This is a genomic window from Myxococcus sp. AB036A, from assembly GCF_006547355.1.
Taxonomy (GTDB): domain Bacteria; phylum Myxococcota; class Myxococcia; order Myxococcales; family Myxococcaceae; genus Myxococcus; species Myxococcus virescens.
Genome location: NZ_VHLC01000007.1, coordinates 109,397 through 132,381, shown reverse-complemented (window position 1 = coordinate 132,381; position 22,985 = coordinate 109,397). Strand labels below are relative to the sequence as shown.

Below are 22,985 nucleotides of genomic sequence, written 5' to 3'. Positions count from 1 at the left end.
GCAGACTATTTCCAGGAACGGCACCCACGCCGTGACTCAGGGCCCGGACTGCCCCTGTTCGAGCAGGTCCTCGCGCATCAGCGTGAACACAGCCTGCCCACATCGGCCCTGCATATCCGCCGTGGCACGCGCCACCCGAACGACATAGCGCACACCGTCCAGGGGCAGCGGGGCCGGCTGTCCTACCTCGACCGTCACGGTGGTCCCCGGGCCTTGCGAACGATTCGCGTGCGTCACACGGAGGTGGACGTCCAGCGCATGCGTCCCATCCGCCAGCGTGCAGCCCGCGTCCTCCCATTGAAAGCCCAGCTCCGGAACGAGCCCTGGAGGAAGCAGCACGTCTCCCGCGATGGTGGTGGGAGCACTCGGCACCGTGAGCAGCAACAGCCGGCCCTCCGCGTCCCGCAGGGTGTCCCCCGACAACAGCACGGGAACCTCGCCATCCTCCTTCGTCGGACAGGACGCGGGCTCGCGATGGCTGGTCCACTGAACGACCTGCCCCGTCAGGTCCGCCAGCACGTCCGGCACCTGGAGGCCGTAGCTCACGCCGCCGCGCACCGGCCCCGCCTCGTACTCCAGCACGGAGGCCCACCGGTCCTGGTGCCGGTACGCACCGCGCAACTGCCGGGCGACGGTGAAGCGGCGCTCCAGCCGCGTGTCCGTGCGCTGCTGCGCGGCGTCCTCGGGCTCTTCCTTGAACGCCACGTCCACCTGGGCCGCGCGCCAGACCTGGACACATGGGCTCTCGCGCCGGAGTGAAAAAGCGCGCCTGGCGTCGGGAACCTGCTCGGAGCACTTCATCTGGCAGCCCATCAAGCCGGTCAGGAGGAGCCCCGCGGCACCGCTCGCCCAGCGCACCGGGGCACGCCAACGGGCCGGACGCGGGCGAATGCTCATGGGCACTCAGCGTACAGCGTCGTTCCGTCGGTCGACACGAAGAAGTCCTGCCCCTCCACCTGTCCCCGCGCCCGCAGCCGCTCCCGCGTGCGCTCCACCTTCAGGCGACGCGCCGCGACGGGTGGCTCCGCGTGGGGCACGCGCGGCTGGAACCGCACCGGCCCTCCCTTGTCGTCCGGAGCGTACTTCGCCAGCAGCGCGCGGTGGGTGCCGTCGTCCGCGTCGCCGTCGTCCAGGAAGTCCAGCTCCACGGCGCCCCACTCATTCACATCGCAGTCGCACGAGCCGCACCCAGGGAAGCCGCACCCCAGGAAGCCGTTCCGGCAGGAGACACACTTGCTCTTGGGGGACGCGCTACACGCCGCGCACGCATTGCCTCCAAACGAGTACGTGTGCGAGCCCGGCGAGCCCACGCCGAGCATCTGATAGCGGTAGTTCATCACGCTGGCGTGCACCACGCTGGTCTGCCCCGCCACGTCGTTGCCGTTGTGGTCCAGCGCCAGGTTGTGGCCCAGCTCGTGGATGAAGGTGCCACGCTGTTCCTGGATGCTCGGGCTGCTCCAGCACCCCAGGCTGATGATGAGGTCATTGCCCAGCACCTCCGCCTTGCCGGATGAACACGACGTGCTGCTGCCCTGCCGGTAGGCCCACACCGCATAGTGGAAGTAGGGCCGCCGCTCCGGGTACCCGGTGGAGAACCCGCCCTGCTTCAACGAATAGAAGTCCACGCCGCCGCTGCACGCGCCGAAGCACACCACTTCATGCCAGGGCAGCGCGCTGTCGACGAAGGCATGCAGTCGCACGCCCGCGTCCCGCGCGAACACCGCCGCCGCGTCCGCCACCAGCCCGGCATAGGGCTTCCGCGTGAGATAGGGATTGGTGGGGTGCTCCATCCAATCCACCTCCACGTAGAGGTCCTTCACCGTGGGGCTGCCCCACTCGGAGAAGGAGAAGCCGTCATTGCCGAACAGCTCCAGCGTGTCCGGTATCCCATCCCCGTCCGAGTCCTTCGAGTCCGGGTTCATCCCCACCAGCGGCTCCAGGGCATTGGAGATGCCGTCTTCATCCTCGTCGTTGTCGCTGAAGATGGTGGACCACAGCGCGTCGTCGTGGACGAAGCTGGCCGTGCCCGTGCTCCCGGGAAAGCGGCCCACCACCACGCGCTGGGCGCCCGCGTTCTGTGTGCTCGCCGCGACGACCAACGGGTAGGAGCGAGGCCCACTGTCATCGTCGTGTTGCAGGTACTCCGCGTTGGAGCGCAGCAGGAAGACCAGGTGGTCCCCCGCGCCCGGCGTCGTGGACGTGGCCCGGAAGGTGTCCTTCACGTTCCAGGCGAAGCTGAGCGGCACGCCGCCGAAGGGCTGGTTGCTCAGGAGAAGCGCTCCGTTGCGATACAGGCTGGCCGTCCCACCGCGTCCTTCCGCATAGGCGCGCACCCAGACGCGGTAGAGCCCGGAGTCCGGCGCGGTGAACGTCACGCAGGAACGCGCCGCGCCCGCGCAGTCATCGCCCATGGCCACCTGGCTCCAGCCGCCCCGGTCTCGGAGCACGTGAAGGACGGTGTCCGGCGCGGTGCCCGTCAAATCCCGCGTCTCGAAGGTGTACGTCTGCCCCGCGTCCAGCCACGTGCTCAACCAGATGAAGGTGCCCCAGTCGCGCGAGGCCACGTAGTGCGGCCCGGCCAGCACCAACGCGGGCGCCAGCAACATCAGCGTGAAGAGCGCCTTCATCGCGTCTCCTCCGCGCGGAAGAAGGCTTCCTTGAAGGCGTCGTGCTGACGCGACCCTTCCTCTGGCGGAAGCGACCGCCACTTCACCTGCTCCACGGTGAGCGCCTGTTGGTAGCGCGCGTCCACTTCGCGCGCGCGGAGGTCCTCGGCCGACGGCTCCGGCGGCGGGGCCAGCTTCGCCACCAGGTTCAGCGCCGCCAGATAGCGGCGTTCCTTCTCCACGCGTGCTTCGGGCGTGGCGTCCATGAAGGCGCGCTCCGTGCGCGTCACCAGCGCCGCCAGGTCGTCCACCGGCTCTTCTTGAAGCAAGGCCCGTTCGTCCGGCGTCAGCGGAACCAACGCGCGCGCAGCGAACCGCTCCCACTCCGGCGCTTCGTCGCGAAGGCTCGCCACCTGCACCGAGCGGCCGGTGTCATCCTTCGCGGGTTCGACGTGGAAGCGCGGCTCGGCGGCGACCTTGGGGGGAGCCGCGGGCGTCCGGGCGACTTCGCGCGCTGCCCCTTGATTGCCGAGCGCCCACCGGGGGACCAGCAACGAAGCACTCGCTCCGACCAGCATGATGCCCAGCACTACCGCTGCGACTTCCCCTCGTGTGCGCATGCGTCGTCCCCCACTCGCTGGCGCGCAGCTCTAGCGCCATTTGCCGGGGACGGCAAACCCACCCCGCAGCAGTCTGTGCGGGGGTATCCACGTCACGCCGAAGTGTCATGACATGGACGCCGGAAGGGCGGGCACTACGCCTGAGGCATGGGACGGCCCGGGCCGTGGAACACGGCGACGGGCGAGGACAACGTGAGCGACGCGTCCTCAGGCGCCGTGCCCGCGGCGCCCTTCGCGAGCGGACGCCCACCGGCGAGCACCTCCCGCGCACGCGTCACCAGCCACTGCACTCCCCGAAGCGCGTCGCGCACCAGCAGCAGCGGCGCGTCGCGCGACAGCAACGCGGGGGCGTTCGCATCGCGCATTGAAGCGGGTTGTCCCACGCCCAGCTCGTAGACCATCTTTCCGCCGAGTGTCGCCGTGCAGAGCGCCAGCCCACAGGCGCCCAGCCCCAGCGCCACGGTGACCGCGGTGGGCTCGCGCCGCAGCCGCCACACCGTCACCCCCAAGGCGCCGAGCAGCACGGAGGCGTTGCCCACGCCATGCAGGAACGTCATGTCCCGGGCACGCGGCGTCTCCAGTCGGACCTCCTGGCTGGCCGCCAGTCCCGACACGCCCGCGAGCAAGCCGCCAATGGAGCCAGCCACCCAGATGCGGCGTGCCACCCGGGCCCAGGCGCCGTCGCCCGTCGTCACCGAGATGAGGTCCGCCACCGCCGCCGTGGGAAGCAAGGCCAGTGGCATGTGCACCAGTGCCGGGTGCAGTTCGTACAACAGCATCTCCTTCTTCATCGCGCGGCCTCCTGCCCTTATCCTCCAAGGGTAGGCACCCCTAGGACCCATGGCAGGCATGGCCGCCTGCCCGCCCTCCCAGGGCGGGGAAGCGTTCAGCAGGCGATTTCGAGCGAAAGGGCGAGCTCGGGCTGGGTGAGCACCTCGCAGCCGTCAGGGGTCACCAGGATGGTGTGCTCGAACTGCGCGGACAGGCTGCCGTCCTCGGTCACCACCGTCCAACCGTCGGCCAGGATGCGAATGTCCGGCCGACCCAGGTTCACCATGGGTTCCACGGTGAGGACCATGCCCGAGCGCAGCTTGATGCCCGAGCCGCGCTTTCCGGTATGGGGCACAGTGGGCGGCCCATGCATCTGGTGGCCGATGCCATGCCCACCGAACTCCTCCACCACGCTGCAACCCTCCTTCTTCGCCAGCTCCTCGATGGCCGCGCCGATGTCCCCCAGCCGCGCGCCATGGCGGACGACGGCGATGCCTGCGTCACGGCACCGGCGCGCCACGTCCACGATGCGACGAGCGTCTTCGGACACCTCACCAATGAGGAAGGTCGCGGAGGTGTCCCCGTGAAAGCCGTCCAGGCACGTCGTCACATCCACGTTGATGATGTCCCCACGGACCAGCTGCTCGCCTGCGTTCGGGATGCCGTGACAGACGATGTGGTTGCGGCTGGTACAGACGGTAGCCGGGTAGCCCTTGAACCCCAGTTGGCTGGGCTTGCCACCCCGGCGCGCCGTGTCCTCGCGAACCCACTGGTCGATGTCCGCCGTGGTGACACCGGGGGTCAGCTTCGAGGCAACGAAAGCCAGCGTACCGGCGGCGGCCTGACTCGCTCGGCGCAGACGTTCGACGTCCGTGCCCTTGAACAAGGGAATGCTCATGGCCGCCAAGGTGAGGGTCCAGGGTGCCTGGCGTCCAATGCTGTTTCGGTATGGCCGACAGCGCTAGAGTGGCGGACGTGAGCCTTACGCACATCCAGTCCTTCGTCGCCGTTGCCGAGGAGTGCAACGTGGGCCGGGCCGCGCGCCGCCTGCACCTGACGCAGCCGCCGCTCAGCCGTCACATCCAGGCGCTCGAGGACGAACTCGGAGCGCGCCTCTTCGAGCGGACCCGGGGTGGCATGCGCCTGCTCCCCGCGGGCGAAGCCTTCCTGCGGCACGCGCGTCGCATCCTGGCGGAGGTGGACGCCGCAGTGCTCACCGTGCGGGACGTAGCGGGCAACCGCGCCGGCGGATGACGCAGCCGGGTTGGGTGCGTGCGTTCAGCATCAGACGGACAGGCGCCACCTTTGGCGGCGTCATCCGCCCGAAGACCTGGAACCGAGGCGTCGGGCTGCTAGAGCGGGCATCGATGCCCGACCTCCTCGTCACTCATCGGAGTCCTCACGTGCGCCGCATCCGGGTGCTCGCGCCCCTGCTCTGGGCCCTCGCCTCCTCCACGGTGATGGCGGCGCCTGCTCCCGAGGCCCAGGAGATTCCTGACACGAACGGGCAGCCACCAAAGGATGCGCCCACGCGGGAGCGGGCGGAGGCAGAAGACGCTGACGTGAGGCGGACCGTCGTCACGGGCTCGCGGCGTCCCCGGCCAGCGAGGGACGTGCCCGCCACCACCACGGTCCTCCCCCGCCCGGAAATCGACCGGAGCCCCACGCTGACGCAGGACTCCCTGGTCCGCACCGTGCCCTCCGCCGCCACCTTCCGCCGCACGCCCAGCCTCGTCTCCGACCCGACGGCGCAGGGACTCAACCTGCGCGGGCTCGCGCCTTCGGGCGTGGCGCGCAGCCTCGTGCTGCTCGACGGCATTCCCGTCAACGACCCGTTCGGTGGCTGGATTTTCTGGCGCTCGCTGCCACGGCTCGGGCTCGAGCGCATCGAGGTCGTCCCCAGCGGAGGCTCCGCCCTCTACGGCAGTGGCGCGCTCGGCGGTGTCGTGCAGCTCGTGTCACGCGACATCACCGGAGCGCAGCTCGACGCGGATGCCACCTATGGCAACGCGCATACGGGCATGCTCGCGGCACGCGGCGCGGAGATGTGGGGTCCCGTCCGCGCCTCGCTGGAGGCAGAGCTGCTCGACAGCGACGGCTACCCCATCGTCAGTGCCGCCCAGCGCGGCGCCATCGACGCGGACACACCCAGCAGCCACGCCGTCCTCAACGGGCGCGTCGAAGCGGATGCCACCGATGCGCTCACCCTCTCCGCCCGCGCCGGCCTGTTCCGCGAGGACCAGAACGGCGGCACCCGGCTCACCACCGCGCGCGTGGAGCTGGCACACTTCGGCGCGGGCGCACGGCTGCGCACCGCGGACAGCGGCACGTTCACGCTGGACCTCTTCGGCCGCGTGCAGCGCTTCGAACAGGACCGCGCGCGCATCGCCCAGGACCGCTCTTCCGAGGCGCTGACCGCCAGCCAGGACGTACCCGCCAACGACCAGGGCGCGTCCCTCGTCTGGACCGGCCCGTCCTGGACGGCCCTGGGCACGCACGTCCTCACCGCGGGCCTGGACGCGCGCCGCATGGCGGGCACGTCCCGGGAGCAGATCTTCCCGCCCGCGCCCTCGGAGACCTCCCTCCGACTGCGCGACACCGGAGGCACCCAATTGTCCGGCGGTGTCTTCATCGAGGACCTCTACACGCCCTCGCCCGCCCTGGAGCTCAGCGCCGCGCTCCGGATGGACGTGTGGCGCAACCAGAACGGAGAGCAGCGTCTGGAGCGCGCCAACGGCGCGGTGGACACGACGCGCTTCGACGACCGCACCGAGCAGCAGCTCAGCCCACGGTTGGGCCTGCGAGTGCGCCCGCTGGAGGGGCTCACCCTGCGCGCCTCCGCCTACCGTGCGTTCCGCGCCCCCACGCTCAACGAGCTGTACCGCCCCTTCCAGGTGGGCACCATCCTCACCGCCGCCAACGCCCACCTGGGCGCGGAGCGGCTGTGGGGCGCCGAGGCCGGCGTGGAAGCCGAGTCCTCCTCGCTGGGCCTCACCACGCGCGTGACGGGCTTCTGGAACGTGCTCGACGACCCCATCACCAACGTCACGTTGGAGCAGCCGCTTCCGGATGGCTCCTCGCGCCAGCGGGAGAACCTGGGGCAGGCGCGGGTGCGCGGCGTGGAGGCGAGCGTGGACTGGAAGCTGGCACGCCAGTGGACGGCGCTGCTCGCGTACACCTTCGTGGACCCTGTCGTGACGCGCTCGCCCGGGCAGCCCGGGCTGGTGGGCAAGCAGCTCGCCCAGGACCCACGACACCGGGGCACCGCCATCCTCACCTTCCACGACCCCGACATCGTGACGGCCACGGTGCAGCTTCGCGTGACGGGCGCGCAGTTCGAGGACGACCTCAACGAGCGCCCCATGGGTGGCTACGCCGTGGTGGACGTGTCCGCCAGCCGCCGTCTCTTCTGGAAGCTGCACGTCTTCGGCGCGGTGGAGAACCTCTTCGACCGCGAGTACCTCGCGGGCCGCGCCGGGGTGGACACGTTGGGCCCGCCCCTGCTGGCGCGCATCGGCCTGCGGCTGCGCGACGCGCCCTGAGGCTCAGCGGATGGTGCGCACTGGCCGCACCGGGCCGTTGAACCAGCGGCTCAGCGACACCACGTCCTCCATGCGGCGCGCGGGCGGGAGGCTGTCGAGGAAGACGCGGCCATACGCCTTCGTCACGATGCGCCGGTCCAGCATCGCCACGATGCCCCGGTCCGACTGCGTGCGGATGAGCCGGCCGAAGCCCTGCCGCAGCGCCAGCGCCGCGTGCGGGAGCTGGTACTGCTCGAAGGGCTCCTCGCCTCGCTGCTGGAGCTGATTGATGCGCGCGGCTACCAGCGGGTCTCCTGGCGACGCGAAGGGCAGCCGGTCGATGATGACCAGGCTCAGCGCGTCGCCCGGCACGTCGACGCCCTCCCAGAAGCTGTGCGCCGCGAAGAGGACGCTCGGCGTCTCGCGGAAGGCCTCCAGCAATTGCTGCTTGGGACGCTCGCCTTGCAGCAGCGACTGATAGGGCAACCGGGGCGCCACCAGCTCATAGGCCCGCACCATGTTGCGCAGGGACGTGAAGAGCACGAAGGCGCGCCCACCCGTGACTTCGCAGAGGCGCTCAATCTCCTCCGCCGCCTCTTCGATGAAGCCCGGCGCGGACGGGTCCGGCAGGTGCGTGGGCAGGTACAGCGCCGCCTGCGACGGGTAGTCGAAGGGGCTGGGCACCGCCAGCGTCCGCACGCGCGTCACCGGCTGGCCGTCCTCGCCGTACAGGCCCATGCGGTTGGCGAAGAAGTCGAAGCGGCTGTCGGCCGCCAGCGTCGCGGACGTGTACACCACCGTGTCCAGCGCGCCGTACATCCGCTCGCGCAGCTCCTTCGCCACGTCGATGGGGCTGGCGCGCAGGAAGAGGCCCTTGCCCCGCTGCTCCGCCCAGTAGACGTGGTCCGAGGACTCGGCCTTCTCCAGGAAGGAGAGCTGCTCCTCCATCTCGTCCGAGCGGCGGGTGATGGCGGCCAGCTCCGGCTCGCGCTCGCCCACCGTGAAGGCGGACAACGCGGCCAGCGCGTCCCGCACGCCCTCCAGCGGCGTGGACAGCTTCGCCATGACCTCCGCGCGCAACGCCACGGAGGCCTCGTGGCCGGACAGCCCCAGCGCCCGGGGCGCCTGCGCGAAGAGCGCATCCGCCCCCGCGCGCAACCGGGCCGCCAGCGCGCGCAGCATGGCGTGGCGGGCGTCGTCCTCCTTCAGCGACGCCACCGCGTCCCGCGCCAGCTCCTCCAGCCGGTAGTTGGACACGCTGCAACCGAAGTGGCCACTGGCCGCGTCTTCCAGCGCATGGGCCTCATCGAAGATGACGGCCTCGTACCAGGGCAGCACGCCCTCGGTGCGCTTGCCGGAGCTGCGCAGCGCCAGGTCCGCGAAGAAGAGGTGGTGGTTGACCACCAGCAGGTCCGCCTGCTCCGCGCGCTTGCGCATGCGCGTGACGAAGCACGTCTCGTACTGCGGACACCTGGTGCCCACGCATGTCTCGGATGTGGTGGACAGGCGCGACCAGGCGCTGAAGGACTCGGGCAGGTCCAGCTCGCTGCGGTCGCCGGTGTCCGTCTCCTCCGCCCACGCCTTCAGCTTGGGCCAGTAGCGCGACTCCTCGCGCGAGCCGAACTGCGGCTCCTTGGAGAAGGCGTCATAGCGGTGCAGGCAGAGGTAGTTGCTGCGGCCCTTGAGGTACGCGGCCTCGAAGCGCAGGCCCATCTTCTCCCGCATCAGCGGCAGGTCCTTGAAGAAAATCTGGTCCTGCAAGGTCTTCGTGGCCGTGGACACGACCACCCGGCGTCCCGACAGCAGCGCGGGCACCAGGTAGGCAAGCGTCTTGCCCGTGCCGGTCCCCGCCTCGGCCAGCAGGTAGCTGTGCTCGGCGAAGGCCCGCTCCACGGCGCGCGCCATCTGAAGCTGCTCCGGGCGGTGCTCATACGCGGGCAGCGCGACCTCGAGCGCGCCTCCCGGACCGAGCAGGCTGTCGACGGACGGAGGGGTGGAGACGGAGAGCGACATCGGCACCGAGGGGGAGACGGGAAGCGGCCGGACAAAATAGCAGCGACCGCCGTTTCAAGCGCGTTTCCGGCCGCGGTCGCGCCCTCTGGCCCGGGTGGCCGCCTGCTCCTCCGCCAGCGAGCCGCACCGCCCTCGGCGGCACGGCGCCCGGACAGCCCGGCCCTCAGTACCCCGCGCTCAGCGTGCACAGGTGCTGGAAGACGAGCACGGCCAGCACCAGCACCACGATGAAGCCCACGCCCACCGCCACCGTCTTCAGGCGCCGGAAGACGTTGGGGGTTCCGGCGGGCTCCACCGATGACGGCACCACCAGGGTGGCCCTGCGCACCACCTCATCACGGCCCCGCCGGGCGACGGCATCGTCGGGCGCACGCGCCAGGCGAATCCGGTACAGCCGCCCCGCCATGGCCAGCTCGCCCCGCCCCACCGCCAGCGTCATCAGCCGGTCATGGGTGTCCCAGTCCTCCCAGCGCGCCGCCAGCTTGCGCCACGCGTCCGCCAGCACGTCCGACAGGGGGTGCTCCTCGGGCTGGTAGTTGACGTAGACGAGCCCGCACTGCGGACAGGACAGGGCCTCCTCGCGCCGAGGCGCCACGCACTTGGGACAGACGCCAGGGGGCGGCTCGAAGAGCGCGTCGTCCGTCAGCGGCGCCGACTCCGAGCGCACCACCCGCAGGGCCGGCGTCACTGGCGCGGAAGCGCTCCAGCTGTCGGAGGGCGGCACCACCGGCACCGCCAGCGACGGCGCAGCCACCGCGACGGGAGCAGCCGGCACCTCCGTTCGCGGCGCGGTGGTGACCGGCGGGCCCACGCGGCTGTCCGCGCCGCAGCGGCCACACGTCACCACGAGCCCCCCGGCCTCCATCCGGTAGGTCTCCAGCGGCACGAGCCGCTCGCACGCGTCACACTGGAACTTCATGTCATCACCTGGCGCAGGGGAATGGGCATGGCGCAGCCGATGAGTGCCAGCAGGCACAGCGCGCAGATCCACTTCCGCAGTGGACTGAGCGGCTGCTGGGGTTCCACCACCTCGGGATGGCCAAAGCCTACCAGCTTGCTCGTCACCAGCAGCCACAAGCCCCAGGACGCGGTGACGAAAAGGGTGAGCACCAACAGCACCAACGCCACCGCGCGGCCCACCCAGTGGGCGCGCCGGCCCCACAGCGCATAGGCCAGGTGCCCGCCGTCGAGCTGCCCCACGGGCATCAGGTTCAGCAGCGTGACGAGCAGCCCGAACCAGCCAGCGATGACCACCGGATGGACCAGGATGTCCTTGCCCTCCGGAAGCGGCCCCAGGGCCAGGCGCGTCAGGCCCTGCATCAACAGGCTGTCGCCGAAGAGCGTCTGCACGCCGTTGAAAGGCGTCTCCGGCGCGGGCGGCGCGTTGGTGACGCGGTCCATCACCCAGGTGAAGACGTCCCGGCCAATGGCCCACAGCGAGCCGTCCCCCGGGAAGAGGGTGGACGGGATGTGCTGCGCATCCACCACGGTGGAGTGAGCCAGCCCCCAGAAGAGGATGGGCAGGGCCACCGCCAACCCCGCGAGCGGTCCCGCCGCGCCAATGTCCACCAGGGCGTTGCGGTTCGGGATGCGGTCGCGAATGCGGATGACGGCGCCCAGCGTGCCCACGCCGAGCACCGGCAGCGGGATGAAATATGGCAGGGATGTTTCAACCCGGTGCCAGCGCGCCAACAGGTAGTGCCCCATCTCGTGGGTCCCCAGGATGGCCAGCAGCGACAGGCTGAAGGCCAGCGCGCGGAAGGCCGCTTCGGGGGACACCTCTCCCAGTGAGTAGGGCCGCTGGAAATGGAAGTAGAGCAGGTACGAGGTGAAGGTGGTCCCTACCGTCAGCACCAGGAGCAACAGGTGCACCCAGTAACGCGGCGCGGGGCGGGCAGCGGAGACGGTGTCCATGAAGGGAGCCTCGAGGTTGGCTAGCAAGAGGAGGTGTGCATTGCAACGCGCAGCCGCCCAACCGGAGCGATACCAAGTGTCTCGGACGGACCTTGACATGGAGTCGACATCTGCTACGACCCCGCCCGCTTGAAGGTCTCAAGACAACGGCCGGTTGCTCTCCAAGGCGTCCGGCCGCCACACAAGCATCCAATTCAAGAGGGGAAAGAACATGAAGAAGCTCGTCCTGTCCGCCGTTGCCGCCAGCAGCATGGTTGCCTGCACCAGCGTTGAGAGCGCCGTTGTCTCCGGCACGGAGATCGCCTCCAACGGTGAGGCCGTGGCCGTTGTTCAGGCCAACGCCCTGGGCCTGACCGCCATCTTCCACATCGTCGACATCGTGCAGAGCGACCTCGACACCGTCATCAACAAGCTGCTCATCGCCGAGGCCAAGGCCATGGGCGCCTCCAAGGTGGAGCTGCTGACCGCGGGCACCACCGCGCGTCACGGCATCTACGCCCTGACCGGCACCATCATCGGCGTGACCAGCTCCAGCGCCGTGGGCGTGGCGGTCAAGTAGTCCACACCGCGCAAGCCGCGCGGTTCATGCGGAAGGCCCCCTGGCGACAGGCGGGCCTTCTTGCTTTTGTGCCCTCCCATGCGTGAACGCCTCCTCCTGTTGTGTGCCCTGACGGCCCTCACCGGCTGCCCCAAGAAGGGCGGCGATGACGCGGCCACACTGCTGCCCGAAGTCAAAGCCGGGCTCGTCACCCGCGAAGCGAAGCTGAAGAGCTACCGCATCGCCGGCACCGTGCAGGACGCGGGGCTGGAGCCGGTGACATTCACCTTCGAATACCGCGCGCCGCAGCGCCTGCGTGGCACGCTGGGCCCGCCCGCCTCGCGCACCTTCGCGTGGGACGGCGCGCACTTCTTCCAGCAGCTCGACGGGGAGAAGCGCTTCACGACTTTCACCTCGGAGCTGCCGCCCGCGAAGCTCGCCGGCTTCCTGTCGGAGACGTTCCACCCCTTCATGCCGGAGGGTTTCCGGACGCCGCTCCTGCTGAGCCACGCGACGGTCCGCCGCGCCACGCACCCGCTGGCGCCGCAGGCGGTGGAGCTGGTGCAGAAGCTGGACGGTGACGCCGCGGGACTGGAGATGGTCTACGTGCTGCGCTGGCCCCAGCTGGACTTCCTGGGCCGGCGCACCGTCTCACCGGACGGCGCCGCGGCCGAGGAGCGCGTGGAGGAGGAGCACTGCGACGCGGCCTTGTCGCTGTGCGTGCCCAAGCGCCTTGGCCGGTGGCAGGGAGGCAAGCGCGTAGGCGAGACGGTGCTCACGCGCGTGGAGCTGAACGCGGCCCTGCCCAACGACGGCTTCACCCTCACCGCGCCCGAAGGCTACGACGTACAGACGCGGACACTGGTGGAGTCCACCCCCACCACCCAGCCCACGGACGGTTGACCGCCACCCTCGGCATCCCCACCTTCGAGGCCGAGGGACAAGGCACATGGTGGAAAACGTCATCTTCGACGTGGATGGAACCCTGGTGGATTCGGTGGACGAGCACGCCGAGGCATGGCGGCGCGCCTTCCTTCACTTCGGCCGGGACATCCCGTTCGCGCACGTGCGCAGCCAGATTGGCAAGGGCGCCGACCAGATCATCCCCGTCTTCTTCAACGACGAGGAAGTGGAGCGCTTCGGCAAGGAGCTGGACGAATACCGCGGCAAGCTGTTCCTGGACGAGTTCCTGCCGAAGGTGCGTCCCTTCCCCCGGGTACGGGAGCTCTTCCAGCGGCTGCGCGCGGGCGGCATCCGCATCGTGCTGGCCTCCAGCGCGAAAGAGCAGGAGCTGAAGCACTACGTGAAGCTGTGCGGCATCGAAGGCCTGTTCGAGACGAAGACGAGCGCGGACGAGGTGGACAAGAGCAAGCCCCACCCGGACATCTTCGAGGCCGCCCTGGCGCGGCTGGGCAAGCCTTCTCCGGACGTGACGGTCGTCGTGGGCGACACGCCCTATGACGCGCTCGCCGCCAACAAGTCGAGCCTGCCCTCCGTGGGCGTGCTGGCGGGCGGCTTTCCTCCGGATGACCTGCGCGCCGCGGGCTGCCGCACGCTGGTGAAGGACCCGGCGGCGCTGCTCGCGCGCTACGAGGCGTCCCGGCGCGAATGGCCCTGGAACGAGTCCGGCACCAGCCAGGTGGGGAAGGACGACGAGCGGCGCTGAAGCCGCGCCCCCGCCCTTCCCCACCCCCGCGAGAGGGATGGGGAAGCGGCGGCGTGCTAGGTGCGGCTGCGTGGACCGCGGCTGCTGGTTCCGCGACGCGTGCCGCTCCGGGACTTGGAAGCAGGCCGCTTCGCGGCGGTGGTGGTGCGACGCGCGGTGGCGCGACGAGCCGCGGTGCTCCGGGCAGCGGTGGACTTGGAACCCGAACGCGTGGCTCGAGCAGCGGGCTTGCGCGTGCGGCCGGTGGCGGCGCTGCGACGGGTGCCGGCGCGCTTCGCGGCGGTGGCCTTGCCTCCCTTGCGGCCCGCCTTGCGCGCGTTCTTCCGCGCCAGGGGACGGCTGCGCGCGACCTTGGCCTTGCTGCCCGAGCCGCCCTTCTTCATCCCGCCGCCCGTGAGCTTGTTCACGGTAGCCCAGGCCCGGGACTCGGCCGTCTCGTCGGAGACGCCGCGCTTCTCGTAGCCCTCTTCGATGTGCTCGGCCATCCGCTTCTGCTTCGCCGTGTACTTCGCCTTGCTTCCTCGTGCCATGCGACTTGCTCTCCAGGCCTGACTGACACCTGCATGGGGCCAGCTCCAGCGCAGAGGTGGGCAGTCATCCACTCATCCGGAAGCGTGCAGCCGGATGGACTTGTTCACCCGCCGACGCACGCATGCACGCCCACGTGGCACCCGACATCGGGAATGCACCGGAGCACGGGGCGACTCACCGCGAGGATGCGCGCGCGACACCACCTCGCGTCCCGCTGGTCGGACGGACAGTGCGTGCACAGATTGGCGGGCGACACGAAAGAGGAGGCACCCTGGAACCCGCCCTCATCAAGCCCCCATGCAGGCCCGTCCTGGATGACGGCCCCGCGGTGTTGGTGGTGAATACGCGCTCGCGTTCAGGGCGTGAGGCCTTCGAGACCGCCAGGGAAACACTCGTGGCGCGGGGTGTCTCCATCGTCGAATGCCACGCGCTGTCCCGAGCGGATCGGCTGAACGCGGTGGTGGAGCGGATGGTGGCACGGGGCACCCGCCGCCTCATCGTGGGAGGAGGCGACGGCACCCTGAGCCGCGCGGTGGTCCGGCTGCTGGGCCGCGACGTGACGCTGGGCGTCCTCCCGCTGGGCACTGGCAACGACTTCGCGCGCTCGCTGGGAATTCCGCCCGACATCGAGGCCGCCTGTGACGTCATCGCCCAGGGCTACACGGCCCGCGTGGACGTGGGCCTGGCCAATGGGCGCCCCTTCCTCAACGCGGCCAGCCTGGGACTGGCCACCGGCATCGCCAAGCGGCTGACGAAGCGGCTGAAGCAGCGCGCGGGCAAGCTGGCCTACCCCGTGGCGGCCGCGGCGGAGGTGAAGGACCTGCGCCCCTTCCACATCCGGCTGAAGGCGGATGACCAGGAGCTGGCGCTGGACGTGCTCCAGTTGGTGGTGGGCAACGGCCTCTACCACGGCGCCGGAAACATGGTGGCGCCCGATGCCCGGCTGGATGACCGGCGGCTGGACATCTACGCCATCGCCGCGCCCTCCGCCGCGTCGGGGCACGAAGGGACGGGCCTGGGCCAGCTCCAGGACATCGCCACGTTGATGCGCGTGGCCCTGTCCCTGCGCTCGGGCGAGCACGTGGAGCACCCCGCCGTCACCGCCCTGCGCGCCGCGCGGCTCTACGTGGAGGCCGACCCCATCCAGGAGGTGAACGCGGACGGCGAGCTCGTGGGCAAGACGCCCATGCGCTTCGAGGTAGCCCCCGCGGCCCTGCGCGTCTACGCGCCCGCTCCCTCCTGAAGTTTCGGTTCACTGCGAGGCTGGCCTACACTGTGGGCAGCCGCGACGGCGACGGCCGGACGCGGGGGAGGCCGAGCCCGTGCGCCATCGAACCCCCTTCTTGATTGCCTTGTGCCTGGCCATCGCGGCGGTGCTGCTGCTGTGGTTCCGCATGCCCGTCCCCGCGGCCCCCGCTGGCGCACGCCCGGAGGCCGCGGCCTTGAGCGCACCAGCGCCCGTCACCAGCGGCGCCCCGTCCCGCGCCAGCACGCCGCCCACCCCGCCGCTGGAGACCGCCCCCGACGCCGAGCTGGGCGCCTTCGTGGTGCGCGTGGTGGACGCCCAGGGGCCCGTGACGGGCGCGCGCGTGCGGGCCTACCTGCGGGTGGGCGCGGACGGCACCGGGGCCACGCCGTGGCGCCGCGCGGGCGAGGGCACCACGGCGGACGGCGGTGTGCTCCGCCTGCCCGCGGCGCCCGGCGACTACCTGCTGTCCGCGCATGCCCCGGGCCACGGCCCCGTGCGGCTGGAGGCCACGCGTCCGCTCGGCGAGGCGGAGACGGCCGTCGAGCTGCGCCTGCCCGACGGCGTGACGCTGAGCGGGCGCACCGTGGCGGAAGGGCGCGAGGAGCCGGTGCCGCTCGCCTCACTGACGCTGCGGCCCTACCCCGGGACGCCCACGGCCTGGGCGGCCCCCACCGGCTTGCCGGAAGAAGCGGCGGAGACGACGAGTGATGCCCAGGGCCGCTTCGCCTTCACGCAGTTGGCGCCCGGACGCTACGAGCTCACCGCCGAGGCGCCGGGCTTCAGCCGCCGCACCTTGCGCCTGCTCCAGGTGCCGCGGGCCGGTGAAGTCGTCGTGGGGCTCTGGGGCGCGAGCACCCTGGAGGGCTTCGTCGTCGACGCGAAGGGTCAGCCCGTCGCGGACGCGGAGGTGGTGGCGGCGGGAGGCACCGCGCCGGTGCGCGTCACCACCGGGGAAGGCGGCGGCTTCGCGCTGGAGGTCAACGCCGGGACGTGGGTCGTGTCCGCGCGCCGCGGGGACCAGTTGGGCCGCGTGCCGGGGCCGCTGTCCGTCGCGCCGGGCGAGACGCTGCGCGGGCTCGTGGTGACGCTGGGCGCGGCCAGTGGGCTGACGGGCACGGTGTCCACGGTGGAGGGCGCGCCGGTGCGCGGGGCCATCCTGGTGGCGTCTCCCGCGGGCGGCCAGGGCGAGCTGGGCCGGGCGGCGTCCGAGGACGATGGCGGGTGGCGGATGGATGTCCCTCCCGGCGAATACGACGTGACGGTGCGCGCGGCGGGAATGACGGGCCGCGTGTTCGAAGCCGTGGTGGTGAACCCGGGCGGCCACACGCCCCTGGACGTGCGGCTGGAGCCCGCGACGGCGGTGCTGGAAGGCCTGGTGGTGGACGCGGAGGGACGGCCGCTGGGAGGCGCGCAGGTGCGCGCCGAACCGTCGTCCTTCTCTGGCGTGGCGCACACGGCGCTCACCGACGCCGAGGGCGCCTGGAAGCTGGAGGGGCTGGAGGCGGGGCCCACCTCCGTGCGCGCGCGGCGCGAGGGCTCGCAGCGATGGACGTCCCGCATGGAGACGCTGAAGGCGGGCGTCGTCACCCGCGCGGACTTCACCCTGGCGGACTCCGGCTCCGTGTGGGGACAGGTGACGCGCGCGTCGGGCGGGCCGCTGACCGAGCCCGCGCTGGTCCACGCCGTGCCTCGGGGCGGCTCGGGCACGGCCTCCACGGAGACGGATGCGCAGGGCCAGTTCCAGTTGGAATTGCCCGCGGGCGTCTACCAACTGGTCGCGCTGCTCCACCAGACACCCGCCATCTACTTCCACATGGAGAGCGACCCGTTCGTGACGGTGCCTTCGGGCGGCGCCGTGCGGCAGGACCTGCTGTTGAAGGAGGACTCCGTGTTGTCCGGCGTCGTGCTGGAGCCCTCCGGGGTGCCCAGCCCGCTGGCCATCGTGGCCGCCATCCAGGGCGGGGACTTCCCCATGACGCGCAAGGAGCGCGCGGACGAGGCGGGCCAGTTCGCCATGCCGCCGCGCCCCCAGGGCGCCCAGCCCCTGGAACTGGTGGCCCACAACGCGGGGCGCGTGGGACGGCTGCCCGCCGCGCATGAGGACCAGGCGCCGCTCACGGTGCGGCTGGAGCCCGCGGCCACCCTGCGCGGGCGCGTGGTGGCGGGCAGCGGCGCGGCTCCGGATGGCTTCACCCTGGAGCTGCTCGAGGCCAACGGTGAGGCCCTGCCCTGGGCCGGCGCCTGGCCCACCACGCGGCGCTTCGCTGGCAGCACCTTCTTGCTTCCAGACGCGCCCGCCCAGGCGCTGAAGGTGACGGTGCGCACCGAGGACGGCCGCACGGGCGAAGCCCAGGTGACGCTGCGGCCCGGGGGCACCTCGGACGTGGAGGTGCCGCTCACCGGCGGCGTGGCGTCCATCTCCGGGCGCGCGGTGTGGAGCCGGGGGGGAGGCCCTGCGCCAGGGGTGGCGGTGTTCCTCGACAAGGCCGTGGGCGGGCGCCCGGATGCCTTCACCGGGCAGGACGGACGCTTCCGCCTGAGCGACGTGCGCCCGGGCATCCACACCGTGCGGCTGCTGCCTCCGGAGGGCCGCGTGGAGACGCGCACCGTGAAGGTGGCGGAGGCGGAGGCCACCGACGTGGGTGACGTCACGGTGTCCCCGCGCCGGGCCACGCCGGGCACGCTGGGCGCGGGCTTCAGTGAGGACCGGGGCCACGTCGCCTTCGCGTGGCTGACGCCGGACGGGCCCGCGGCGCGCGCGGGCGTCAACGTGGGGGACCGGCTGGTGGCGGTGGATGGTCAGGTGGTGCGCGACAGCACGGAGGCGGAGTCCCGCACCCGGGGTGCGCCCGGCACGCCCGTGCGGCTCCACGTCCGGCGCGCGAATGGTGAGCAGGAGGTGCTCGTCACCCGCGCGGAGTGAGGCCCGCTACACCTTCTCCAGCACGCGCGACAGCACCTGCGCGGTGAAGTTCACCAGGGGAATCACGCGCCGGTAGTCCATGCGCGTGGGGCCGATGACGCCCACCGTGCCCAGCACCTGCTCCTGGTTTCCGTAGGGGCTGGCGATGACGGTGACGTCGCCGGCCGCGGAGAAGTCGCTCTCCGCGCCAATGAAAATCTGCATCTCGTTGGCCACCTGCACCCGGTCCAGCAGCGAGAGCAGCTTGTGCTTCTCGTCCAGCGCCCTGAAGAGCGCGCGCATGCGCTCCACGTCCGCGAACTCCGGCTGCTCGAAGAAGGACCCCGTGCCCTGGATGAGCATCCGCTCCGTGGACGCCAGGTCCGTGGCCGCCGCGCCCAGCTTCAGCGCCTTGGCCGTCAGCGCGTTGTAGAGCGCCTGCTCCTGGTCCATCTCCGCGCGGATGCGCTCGCGCGCCGACTCCAGCGGCACCTCCCGCAGCAACTCCGACAGGTAGTTGCTCGCCTTGAGCAGCTCGTCGGAGGTGATGGGGAACTCCACCGTAATCGCCTTGTTGTGCACCTGACCGCTCTGCCCCACCAGGATGGCGAGCACCCGGTCCTCGCGCAGCCGGACGAACTCGATGCGCCGGAACACCGCCGACTCCGGCCGCGGCGCCACCACCACGCCCGCGTGTCGCGTCAGCGAGTGGAGGATGCGGCTGGCCTCGCCCAGCATCTCCGCCAGGTCGGCCTCGTGCGCGAGCCCCGCGTGGATGAGCTCCCTGTCCCGGGGCGTCGGGTCCTTCAGCTTCACCAGCGTGTCCACGTAGAAGCGGTAGCCCTGGTCGGTGGGAACACGCCCGGCGGAGGTGTGGGGCTTCTCCAGGAAGCCCAGCTCCTCCAGGTCCGCCAGCACGTTGCGCATGGTGGCGGAGGACACCTCGAACCCCGGCCTGCGGGTGAGCTGCTGACTGCCTACCGGCCCGCCCGTGGAGATGTACTCCTGGACGACCGCCCGGAGGACTTCCTTCTCACGCTCACCCAGCTCTTCGGACATCCCTGGCGCTCACTCCGGAGCCACGGTGCGGCGGCACCTCCGCCCTGGCTCCCTGGGAAAGTCTAAGGAAGCGGCCCCGGGCATTCAATCCAGGAGCCGCCCTGTCCCTACGGGCGACCCGGCGCGACATTCCCGACGCCCACATTCCGGCCAGCCGGACGGCCGCCCCGACGCACGAGCGCGGTGCCCGCCACTGTACTGCTCCGAAAAAGGCCCGGCTGTGAGGTGCGGCAATGCCCACATGGCCGGCGAAAATCGCCAACGATACAAGCCGCGCCGTGCTCGCCTCGCGTGCCGCGCCGCTCCCCGCTTCACAGCCAGCCCCCGTCAGTCTGCCCTCCGGAGACGTCCTCCCCGGTGGCCCCAAGCGCGGGTGGCTCATCGCCAGCCTCCTGTCCCTTTATATTATTTGGGGCTCCACCTATCTGGCCATCCGGTGGGCGCTGGAAGGCGGCATGCCGCCGTTCCAGATGTCAGGGGTGCGCTTCGTGCTCGCCGGCGCCCTGCTCTTCGCGGTGCTGTGGCTGCGCGGGGCGCCCATGCCCACGGCCCGTCAGTGGGGCGCCAGCGCGCTGGTGGGGCTGTTGCTGCTGGGCGTGGGCAACGGGGGGCTCGTCTTCGCGCAACAGTCGGTGCCGTCGGGCGTGGCCGCGCTGGTGGTGGGCAGCCTTCCCTTGTGGACGGCGCTCTTCGGGGGGCTCTTCGGCCAGTGGCCCGGGCGCGCGGAGCGCTGGGGACTGGCCGTCGGCTTCGGCGGCATCGTCCTGCTCAACCTGGGCGGTGACATGGGCGGCGGCCTGCTGCCGACGCTGGCGATGCTGGTGTCGCCCATGAGCTGGGCGCTGGGCTCGGTGTGGAGCCGCCGGCTGCCCATGCCACAGGGACTGATGTCCACCGCGGCGCAGATGCTGTGCGGTGGCGTCGTCATGCTGGGCTTCAGCCTGCTGATTGGGGAACGCCCCACCGTCATGCCCACGCCCAAGGCGGTGCTCGCGTTCTTCTACCTCGTCGTCTTCGGCTCGCTGGTGGGCTACAGCGCCTATGGCTACCTGCTGCGCAACGCGCGCCCGTCGCTGGCCACCAGCTACGCCTACGTCAACCCGGTGCTGGCGGTGTTCCTGGGCGGCCTGCTGGCGGGCGAGACGATGACGCCCACGGCCTGGCTGGCCATGGGCGCCATCCTGGGCGCGGTCGTGTTGCTGACGCGCAAGAAGTGACGCTCAGTTGACGAGCAGCACCTTGCCCACGCCGCCCTGCTCCGCGAGCTTCTGCGCTTCCTTCACCTGCTCCAGCGGGAAGCGCTTGCTGACGGGGATGACCAGGTCGCCCTTGGCGACGGCTTGCCCCAGTTGCGTCAGGCGGCGCGAGTCCGGGTGCGAGAGGATGGCGCGCACGGTGATTTGCCTCCCCTTGGCCTCGGGAGGCTCACCCAGGACGCTGCCCAGGGTGCCTCCGGGCTTCACCTTCTCCAGCACGCGGGCCACCACCTGGCCGCCCACGGTGTCCGCCACCGCATCCAGCATCGGCAGCTTGGAGAACTCGTCCGCGACGTCGAGCGCGAAGACGCCGTCCACGCCCAGCTTCTGCGCCTCCGCCTTCTGGCTGGCGCGCACGCCGGCCAGCACCTTCGCGCCCCGGGCCTTCGCCGCGAAGACGGCGGCGCGGCCCACCGCCCCCAGCGCGCCGATGACGAGCACCGTGTCCCCCTTCTGGGGGTTCACCGCCTCTTCCATCAGTTGCACGCCGGTGAGCGTGACCAGGGGGAGCGCGGCGGCGTCCTTCAGGTCCATGGACTCGGGGACCTTCGCCCAGGACTCCACGGGCGCGACGACCTTCTCCGCGTAGCCGGCGTTCACCACGCCCATGACGCGGTCACCCGGCTTGAAGTCGCTGACGCCCGGGCCCACCTCCATGACCTCGCCGGCCACGTCCCGTCCGAGGATGGTGGGGAACTGCACGGGCATCACCGCCTTCATGTCCCCGCGTCGAATCTTCCAGTCCACGGGGTTGATGCCCGCGGCGGTGACACGGACCTTCACCTCGCCCGGACCCACCTTCGGCTCGGGCATGTCTTGAACGGCGAGCGCATCCACGTCTCCATAGGACTTGAGCACCACGGCTTTCATGAGCGCCTCCCAAAGCGAAAGAGCTGACGTCGCGCGAAGGGTAATCACCCATGGAGGCCGCCCACCTCGGCGCCTGCCCGGCCCTACCTCCCCCTTGCTGGAAGGGCAGCTGACAGGCGCCAGGCAGGCGAGCTTCACGAGGCACGGCTGCTCATGGCGCGCGTCCCTCGCCGAGCGCTGCACCGACGAGCAGCAAGAGCGTCGAGCCCAGCTCGCCGACAACGAGCAGCGCGACCCCTGGCCCCGTCACGAGGTTGCGCTGCGTGAACATCGTGCGCTCGGTCCGGCGAATACCGTGGAACGCGTACACCACGAGGGTCACCACGAAATAGAAGTACGCCGTCCAGAACGCGCCTCGGTTGAGCGTGGCAGAGAACGCGCTCGCTGCCGCGAGATGACCGAGCACCAACGTCGCGCTCGCGTAGAGGAGCGACGCGCGATGCAAAATGTCGACGTACATCGGGGCGCGGCGTTCGGGGCTGCGCACCATCGCGCGCCACTTCCAGACACCGGAAGCCATCCCCACCGCGAGCAAGGCGCCCGCGGCGAGGATGGAGGTTCCCTCTATCCTCATTCGCCGGGAATGACTTCGAGCCCGACGAGGATTCGACGGAGCTCCTCGACACGCTCTGCAGGGAGCGCCTGCAGGGGCGCGCGGAGCGGCCCGACAGACGTCCCCTGTAGCTCGAGCGCCGCCGAGATTGCACGCGGGAGGCCGTGAGCGACGATGAATTGCAGGAAAGGAAGCTGCCGATAGAAGCTCTGACGCGCTGCCGCGACGTCTCCTCGCTGGATGGCGTCGTAGAGCTCGATGTTGAGCTTCGGGATGATGTTGGGCGCTGCGGTGCACCAGCCGCGAGCACCGGCCACGAAGGCGGCCAACACGAGCGGGTTGCTCCCGTTGTAGAACGCCACATCCTCACCGCAGAGCTGGACGAGGCGGTGCATGCGGTTCACGTCGCCGGTGCTCTCCTTGACCATCGTGACGTTCGGGATCTTCAGCAGCCGCGAGATGACGTCGGGGCTCAGGTCGAGGCCACCTGTTGCGGGGTTGTTGTAGACCGCGATGGGGATGGCGATGCGCTTCGCCACCGTCTCGTAGTGGGTGATGATCTCCGCGTCGCTCAGCTTCCAGTAGCTCATCGGGATGATCATCACCGCGCTGGCACCGAGCTTCTCGGCGTGCTTCGCGTGGTGGACGGTGCGCTCGGTGGTGAGGCTCGAAACGCCGACGAGCGTGGGTACGCGCCCGGCGACCCGCTTGATGACGATCTCCGCAACCTGCTCCCGTTCGTCATCGGAGAGGTACGGCAGCACGCCGGTGCTGCCGAGCGGCGCGATGGCGTGGACACCCGCCTTCACCATGTCGTCAACGATCTTGCCGAGGAGCACCTCGTCGACACGTCCCTTCGACGTGAACGGCGTGATTGGGTACGCGACGATACCGCGAAGCAGCGCGCTCATCGTGC

21 protein-coding genes are annotated in these 22,985 nt (G+C 70.9%); 8 read left to right on the top strand and 13 right to left on the bottom strand.

The window, feature by feature from the left end; translation table 11 throughout:
• Positions 1–36 precede the first annotated feature (36 nt).
• From FL344_RS05080 to map, 5 genes are all read right to left on the bottom strand, one after another.
• Positions 37–897, bottom strand: coding sequence for a hypothetical protein (locus FL344_RS05080; protein ID WP_228564797.1), 861 nt, complete (start codon positions 895–897; stop codon positions 37–39).
• Positions 894–2,627, bottom strand: coding sequence for a hypothetical protein (locus FL344_RS05075; RefSeq protein WP_141617720.1), 1,734 nt, complete (start codon positions 2,625–2,627; stop codon positions 894–896). Before FL344_RS05075 ends, FL344_RS05080 begins: the two co-directional genes overlap by 4 nt.
• Positions 2,624–3,226: a hypothetical protein gene (locus FL344_RS05070; protein WP_141617719.1), complete on the bottom strand. Its 603-nt coding sequence runs from the start codon at positions 3,224–3,226 to the stop codon at positions 2,624–2,626. The genes FL344_RS05075 and FL344_RS05070 overlap by 4 nt, the downstream gene beginning before the upstream one ends.
• A 134-nt stretch (positions 3,227–3,360) precedes the next feature.
• A complete protein-coding gene (locus FL344_RS05065) occupies positions 3,361–4,017 on the bottom strand; it encodes a DUF2231 domain-containing protein (RefSeq protein ID WP_228564796.1) in 657 nt (218 codons plus the stop codon).
• 95 nt (positions 4,018–4,112) lie between these two features.
• Positions 4,113–4,895, bottom strand: a complete 783-nt coding sequence (gene map / locus FL344_RS05060; RefSeq protein WP_090488008.1) for a type I methionyl aminopeptidase — start codon at positions 4,893–4,895, stop codon at positions 4,113–4,115.
• A gap of 77 nt (positions 4,896–4,972) precedes the next feature.
• On the opposite strand from map, the gene FL344_RS05055 reads away from it, so the two are divergent.
• The gene (locus FL344_RS05055) at positions 4,973–5,251 is read left to right on the top strand and encodes a LysR family transcriptional regulator (RefSeq protein WP_090488753.1); all 279 of its coding nucleotides are present in this window, start codon (positions 4,973–4,975) and stop codon (positions 5,249–5,251) included.
• Positions 5,248–7,539 (top strand): TonB-dependent receptor, encoded by a 2,292-nt coding sequence (locus FL344_RS05050; RefSeq protein ID WP_141617717.1) that lies wholly within the window; start codon positions 5,248–5,250, stop codon positions 7,537–7,539. Before FL344_RS05055 ends, FL344_RS05050 begins: the two co-directional genes overlap by 4 nt.
• Before the next feature lie 3 nt (positions 7,540–7,542).
• Here the strand turns inward: FL344_RS05050 and FL344_RS05045 are convergent, their stop codons facing one another.
• The 3 genes from FL344_RS05045 to FL344_RS05035 all read right to left on the bottom strand — a co-directional run bounded on the left by FL344_RS05045 (position 7,543) and on the right by FL344_RS05035 (position 11,445).
• Entirely contained in the window at positions 7,543–9,531 is a 1,989-nt protein-coding gene (locus FL344_RS05045; protein WP_140868363.1) for an ATP-dependent DNA helicase, read from the bottom strand.
• 163 nt (positions 9,532–9,694) lie between these two features.
• Complete coding sequence (locus FL344_RS05040; RefSeq protein WP_141617716.1) at positions 9,695–10,450, bottom strand: hypothetical protein; 756 nt, start codon at positions 10,448–10,450, stop codon at positions 9,695–9,697.
• The gene (locus tag FL344_RS05035) at positions 10,447–11,445 is read right to left on the bottom strand and encodes a site-2 protease family protein (protein WP_194858170.1); all 999 of its coding nucleotides are present in this window, start codon (positions 11,443–11,445) and stop codon (positions 10,447–10,449) included. Before FL344_RS05035 ends, FL344_RS05040 begins: the two co-directional genes overlap by 4 nt.
• Before the next feature lie 211 nt (positions 11,446–11,656).
• On the opposite strand from FL344_RS05035, the gene FL344_RS05030 reads away from it, so the two are divergent.
• From FL344_RS05030 to FL344_RS05020, 3 genes are all read left to right on the top strand, one after another.
• Complete coding sequence (locus FL344_RS05030) at positions 11,657–12,004, top strand: hypothetical protein (RefSeq protein ID WP_011556645.1); 348 nt, start codon at positions 11,657–11,659, stop codon at positions 12,002–12,004.
• Between the two features lie 78 nt (positions 12,005–12,082).
• The gene (locus FL344_RS05025) at positions 12,083–12,886 is read left to right on the top strand and encodes a hypothetical protein (RefSeq protein WP_141617715.1); all 804 of its coding nucleotides are present in this window, start codon (positions 12,083–12,085) and stop codon (positions 12,884–12,886) included.
• Positions 12,887–12,932: 46 nt separating this feature from the next.
• Entirely contained in the window at positions 12,933–13,649 is a 717-nt protein-coding gene (locus FL344_RS05020; RefSeq protein WP_141617714.1) for an HAD family hydrolase, read from the top strand.
• Positions 13,650–13,705: 56 nt separating this feature from the next.
• Here FL344_RS05020 and FL344_RS05015 read toward each other — a convergent pair whose 3' ends face one another.
• Positions 13,706–14,179 carry a transcriptional regulator gene (locus tag FL344_RS05015; protein ID WP_141617713.1) on the bottom strand — a complete coding sequence of 158 codons (474 nt, stop codon included), beginning with the start codon at positions 14,177–14,179 and terminating at the stop codon, positions 13,706–13,708.
• 134 nt (positions 14,180–14,313) lie between these two features.
• Here FL344_RS05015 and FL344_RS05010 point away from each other — a divergent pair, with 134 nt between their 5' ends.
• Both FL344_RS05010 and FL344_RS05005 read left to right on the top strand, forming a co-directional pair.
• The gene (locus FL344_RS05010; protein ID WP_228564795.1) at positions 14,314–15,423 is read left to right on the top strand and encodes a lipid kinase; all 1,110 of its coding nucleotides are present in this window, start codon (positions 14,314–14,316) and stop codon (positions 15,421–15,423) included.
• A gap of 79 nt (positions 15,424–15,502) precedes the next feature.
• On the top strand, positions 15,503–18,352 hold the full coding sequence (locus FL344_RS05005; RefSeq protein ID WP_141617712.1) for a carboxypeptidase regulatory-like domain-containing protein: 2,850 nt from the start codon (positions 15,503–15,505) through the stop codon (positions 18,350–18,352).
• 6 nt (positions 18,353–18,358) lie between these two features.
• On the opposite strand, the gene hrcA is transcribed toward FL344_RS05005, so the two are convergent.
• The gene (gene hrcA / locus FL344_RS05000) at positions 18,359–19,390 is read right to left on the bottom strand and encodes a heat-inducible transcriptional repressor HrcA (RefSeq protein ID WP_011556651.1); all 1,032 of its coding nucleotides are present in this window, start codon (positions 19,388–19,390) and stop codon (positions 18,359–18,361) included.
• A 233-nt stretch (positions 19,391–19,623) separates the two neighbouring features.
• Here hrcA and yedA point away from each other — a divergent pair, with 233 nt between their 5' ends.
• Positions 19,624–20,607: a drug/metabolite exporter YedA gene (gene yedA, locus FL344_RS04995; RefSeq protein WP_141617711.1), complete on the top strand. Its 984-nt coding sequence runs from the start codon at positions 19,624–19,626 to the stop codon at positions 20,605–20,607.
• Positions 20,608–20,610: 3 nt separating this feature from the next.
• On the opposite strand, the gene FL344_RS04990 is transcribed toward yedA, so the two are convergent.
• From FL344_RS04990 to FL344_RS04980, 3 genes are all read right to left on the bottom strand, one after another.
• On the bottom strand, positions 20,611–21,516 hold the full coding sequence (locus FL344_RS04990; protein ID WP_141617710.1) for an NADP-dependent oxidoreductase: 906 nt from the start codon (positions 21,514–21,516) through the stop codon (positions 20,611–20,613).
• A gap of 151 nt (positions 21,517–21,667) precedes the next feature.
• Positions 21,668–22,090, bottom strand: a complete 423-nt coding sequence (locus FL344_RS04985; RefSeq protein WP_141588030.1) for a hypothetical protein — start codon at positions 22,088–22,090, stop codon at positions 21,668–21,670.
• On the bottom strand, positions 22,087–22,980 hold the full coding sequence (locus FL344_RS04980; protein ID WP_141617709.1) for a dihydrodipicolinate synthase family protein: 894 nt from the start codon (positions 22,978–22,980) through the stop codon (positions 22,087–22,089). Before FL344_RS04980 ends, FL344_RS04985 begins: the two co-directional genes overlap by 4 nt.
• Positions 22,981–22,985: the final 5 nt, after the last annotated feature.

Coding starts and splice junctions, on each gene's coding strand:
- FL344_RS05080 (WP_228564797.1), bottom strand. CDS start 897: ATGAGCATTCGCCCGCGTCCGGCCCGTTGGCGTGCCCCGGTGCGCTGG.
- FL344_RS04980 (WP_141617709.1), bottom strand. CDS start 22,980: ATGAGCGCGCTGCTTCGCGGTATCGTCGCGTACCCAATCACGCCGTTC.
- hrcA (WP_011556651.1), bottom strand. CDS start 19,390: ATGTCCGAAGAGCTGGGTGAGCGTGAGAAGGAAGTCCTCCGGGCGGTC.
- FL344_RS05035 (WP_194858170.1), bottom strand. CDS start 11,445: ATGGACACCGTCTCCGCTGCCCGCCCCGCGCCGCGTTACTGGGTGCAC.
- FL344_RS05075 (WP_141617720.1), bottom strand. CDS start 2,627: ATGAAGGCGCTCTTCACGCTGATGTTGCTGGCGCCCGCGTTGGTGCTG.
- FL344_RS05015 (WP_141617713.1), bottom strand. CDS start 14,179: ATGGCACGAGGAAGCAAGGCGAAGTACACGGCGAAGCAGAAGCGGATG.
- FL344_RS05070 (WP_141617719.1), bottom strand. CDS start 3,226: ATGCGCACACGAGGGGAAGTCGCAGCGGTAGTGCTGGGCATCATGCTG.
- FL344_RS05065 (WP_228564796.1), bottom strand. CDS start 4,017: ATGAAGAAGGAGATGCTGTTGTACGAACTGCACCCGGCACTGGTGCAC.
- FL344_RS05040 (WP_141617716.1), bottom strand. CDS start 10,450: ATGAAGTTCCAGTGTGACGCGTGCGAGCGGCTCGTGCCGCTGGAGACC.
- FL344_RS05030 (WP_011556645.1), top strand. CDS start 11,657: ATGAAGAAGCTCGTCCTGTCCGCCGTTGCCGCCAGCAGCATGGTTGCC.
- FL344_RS05025 (WP_141617715.1), top strand. CDS start 12,083: ATGCGTGAACGCCTCCTCCTGTTGTGTGCCCTGACGGCCCTCACCGGC.
- map (WP_090488008.1), bottom strand. CDS start 4,895: ATGAGCATTCCCTTGTTCAAGGGCACGGACGTCGAACGTCTGCGCCGA.
- FL344_RS04990 (WP_141617710.1), bottom strand. CDS start 21,516: ATGAAAGCCGTGGTGCTCAAGTCCTATGGAGACGTGGATGCGCTCGCC.
- yedA (WP_141617711.1), top strand. CDS start 19,624: ATGCCCACATGGCCGGCGAAAATCGCCAACGATACAAGCCGCGCCGTG.
- FL344_RS04985 (WP_141588030.1), bottom strand. CDS start 22,090: ATGAGGATAGAGGGAACCTCCATCCTCGCCGCGGGCGCCTTGCTCGCG.
- FL344_RS05050 (WP_141617717.1), top strand. CDS start 5,248: ATGACGCAGCCGGGTTGGGTGCGTGCGTTCAGCATCAGACGGACAGGC.
- FL344_RS05045 (WP_140868363.1), bottom strand. CDS start 9,531: ATGTCGCTCTCCGTCTCCACCCCTCCGTCCGTCGACAGCCTGCTCGGT.
- FL344_RS05020 (WP_141617714.1), top strand. CDS start 12,933: ATGGTGGAAAACGTCATCTTCGACGTGGATGGAACCCTGGTGGATTCG.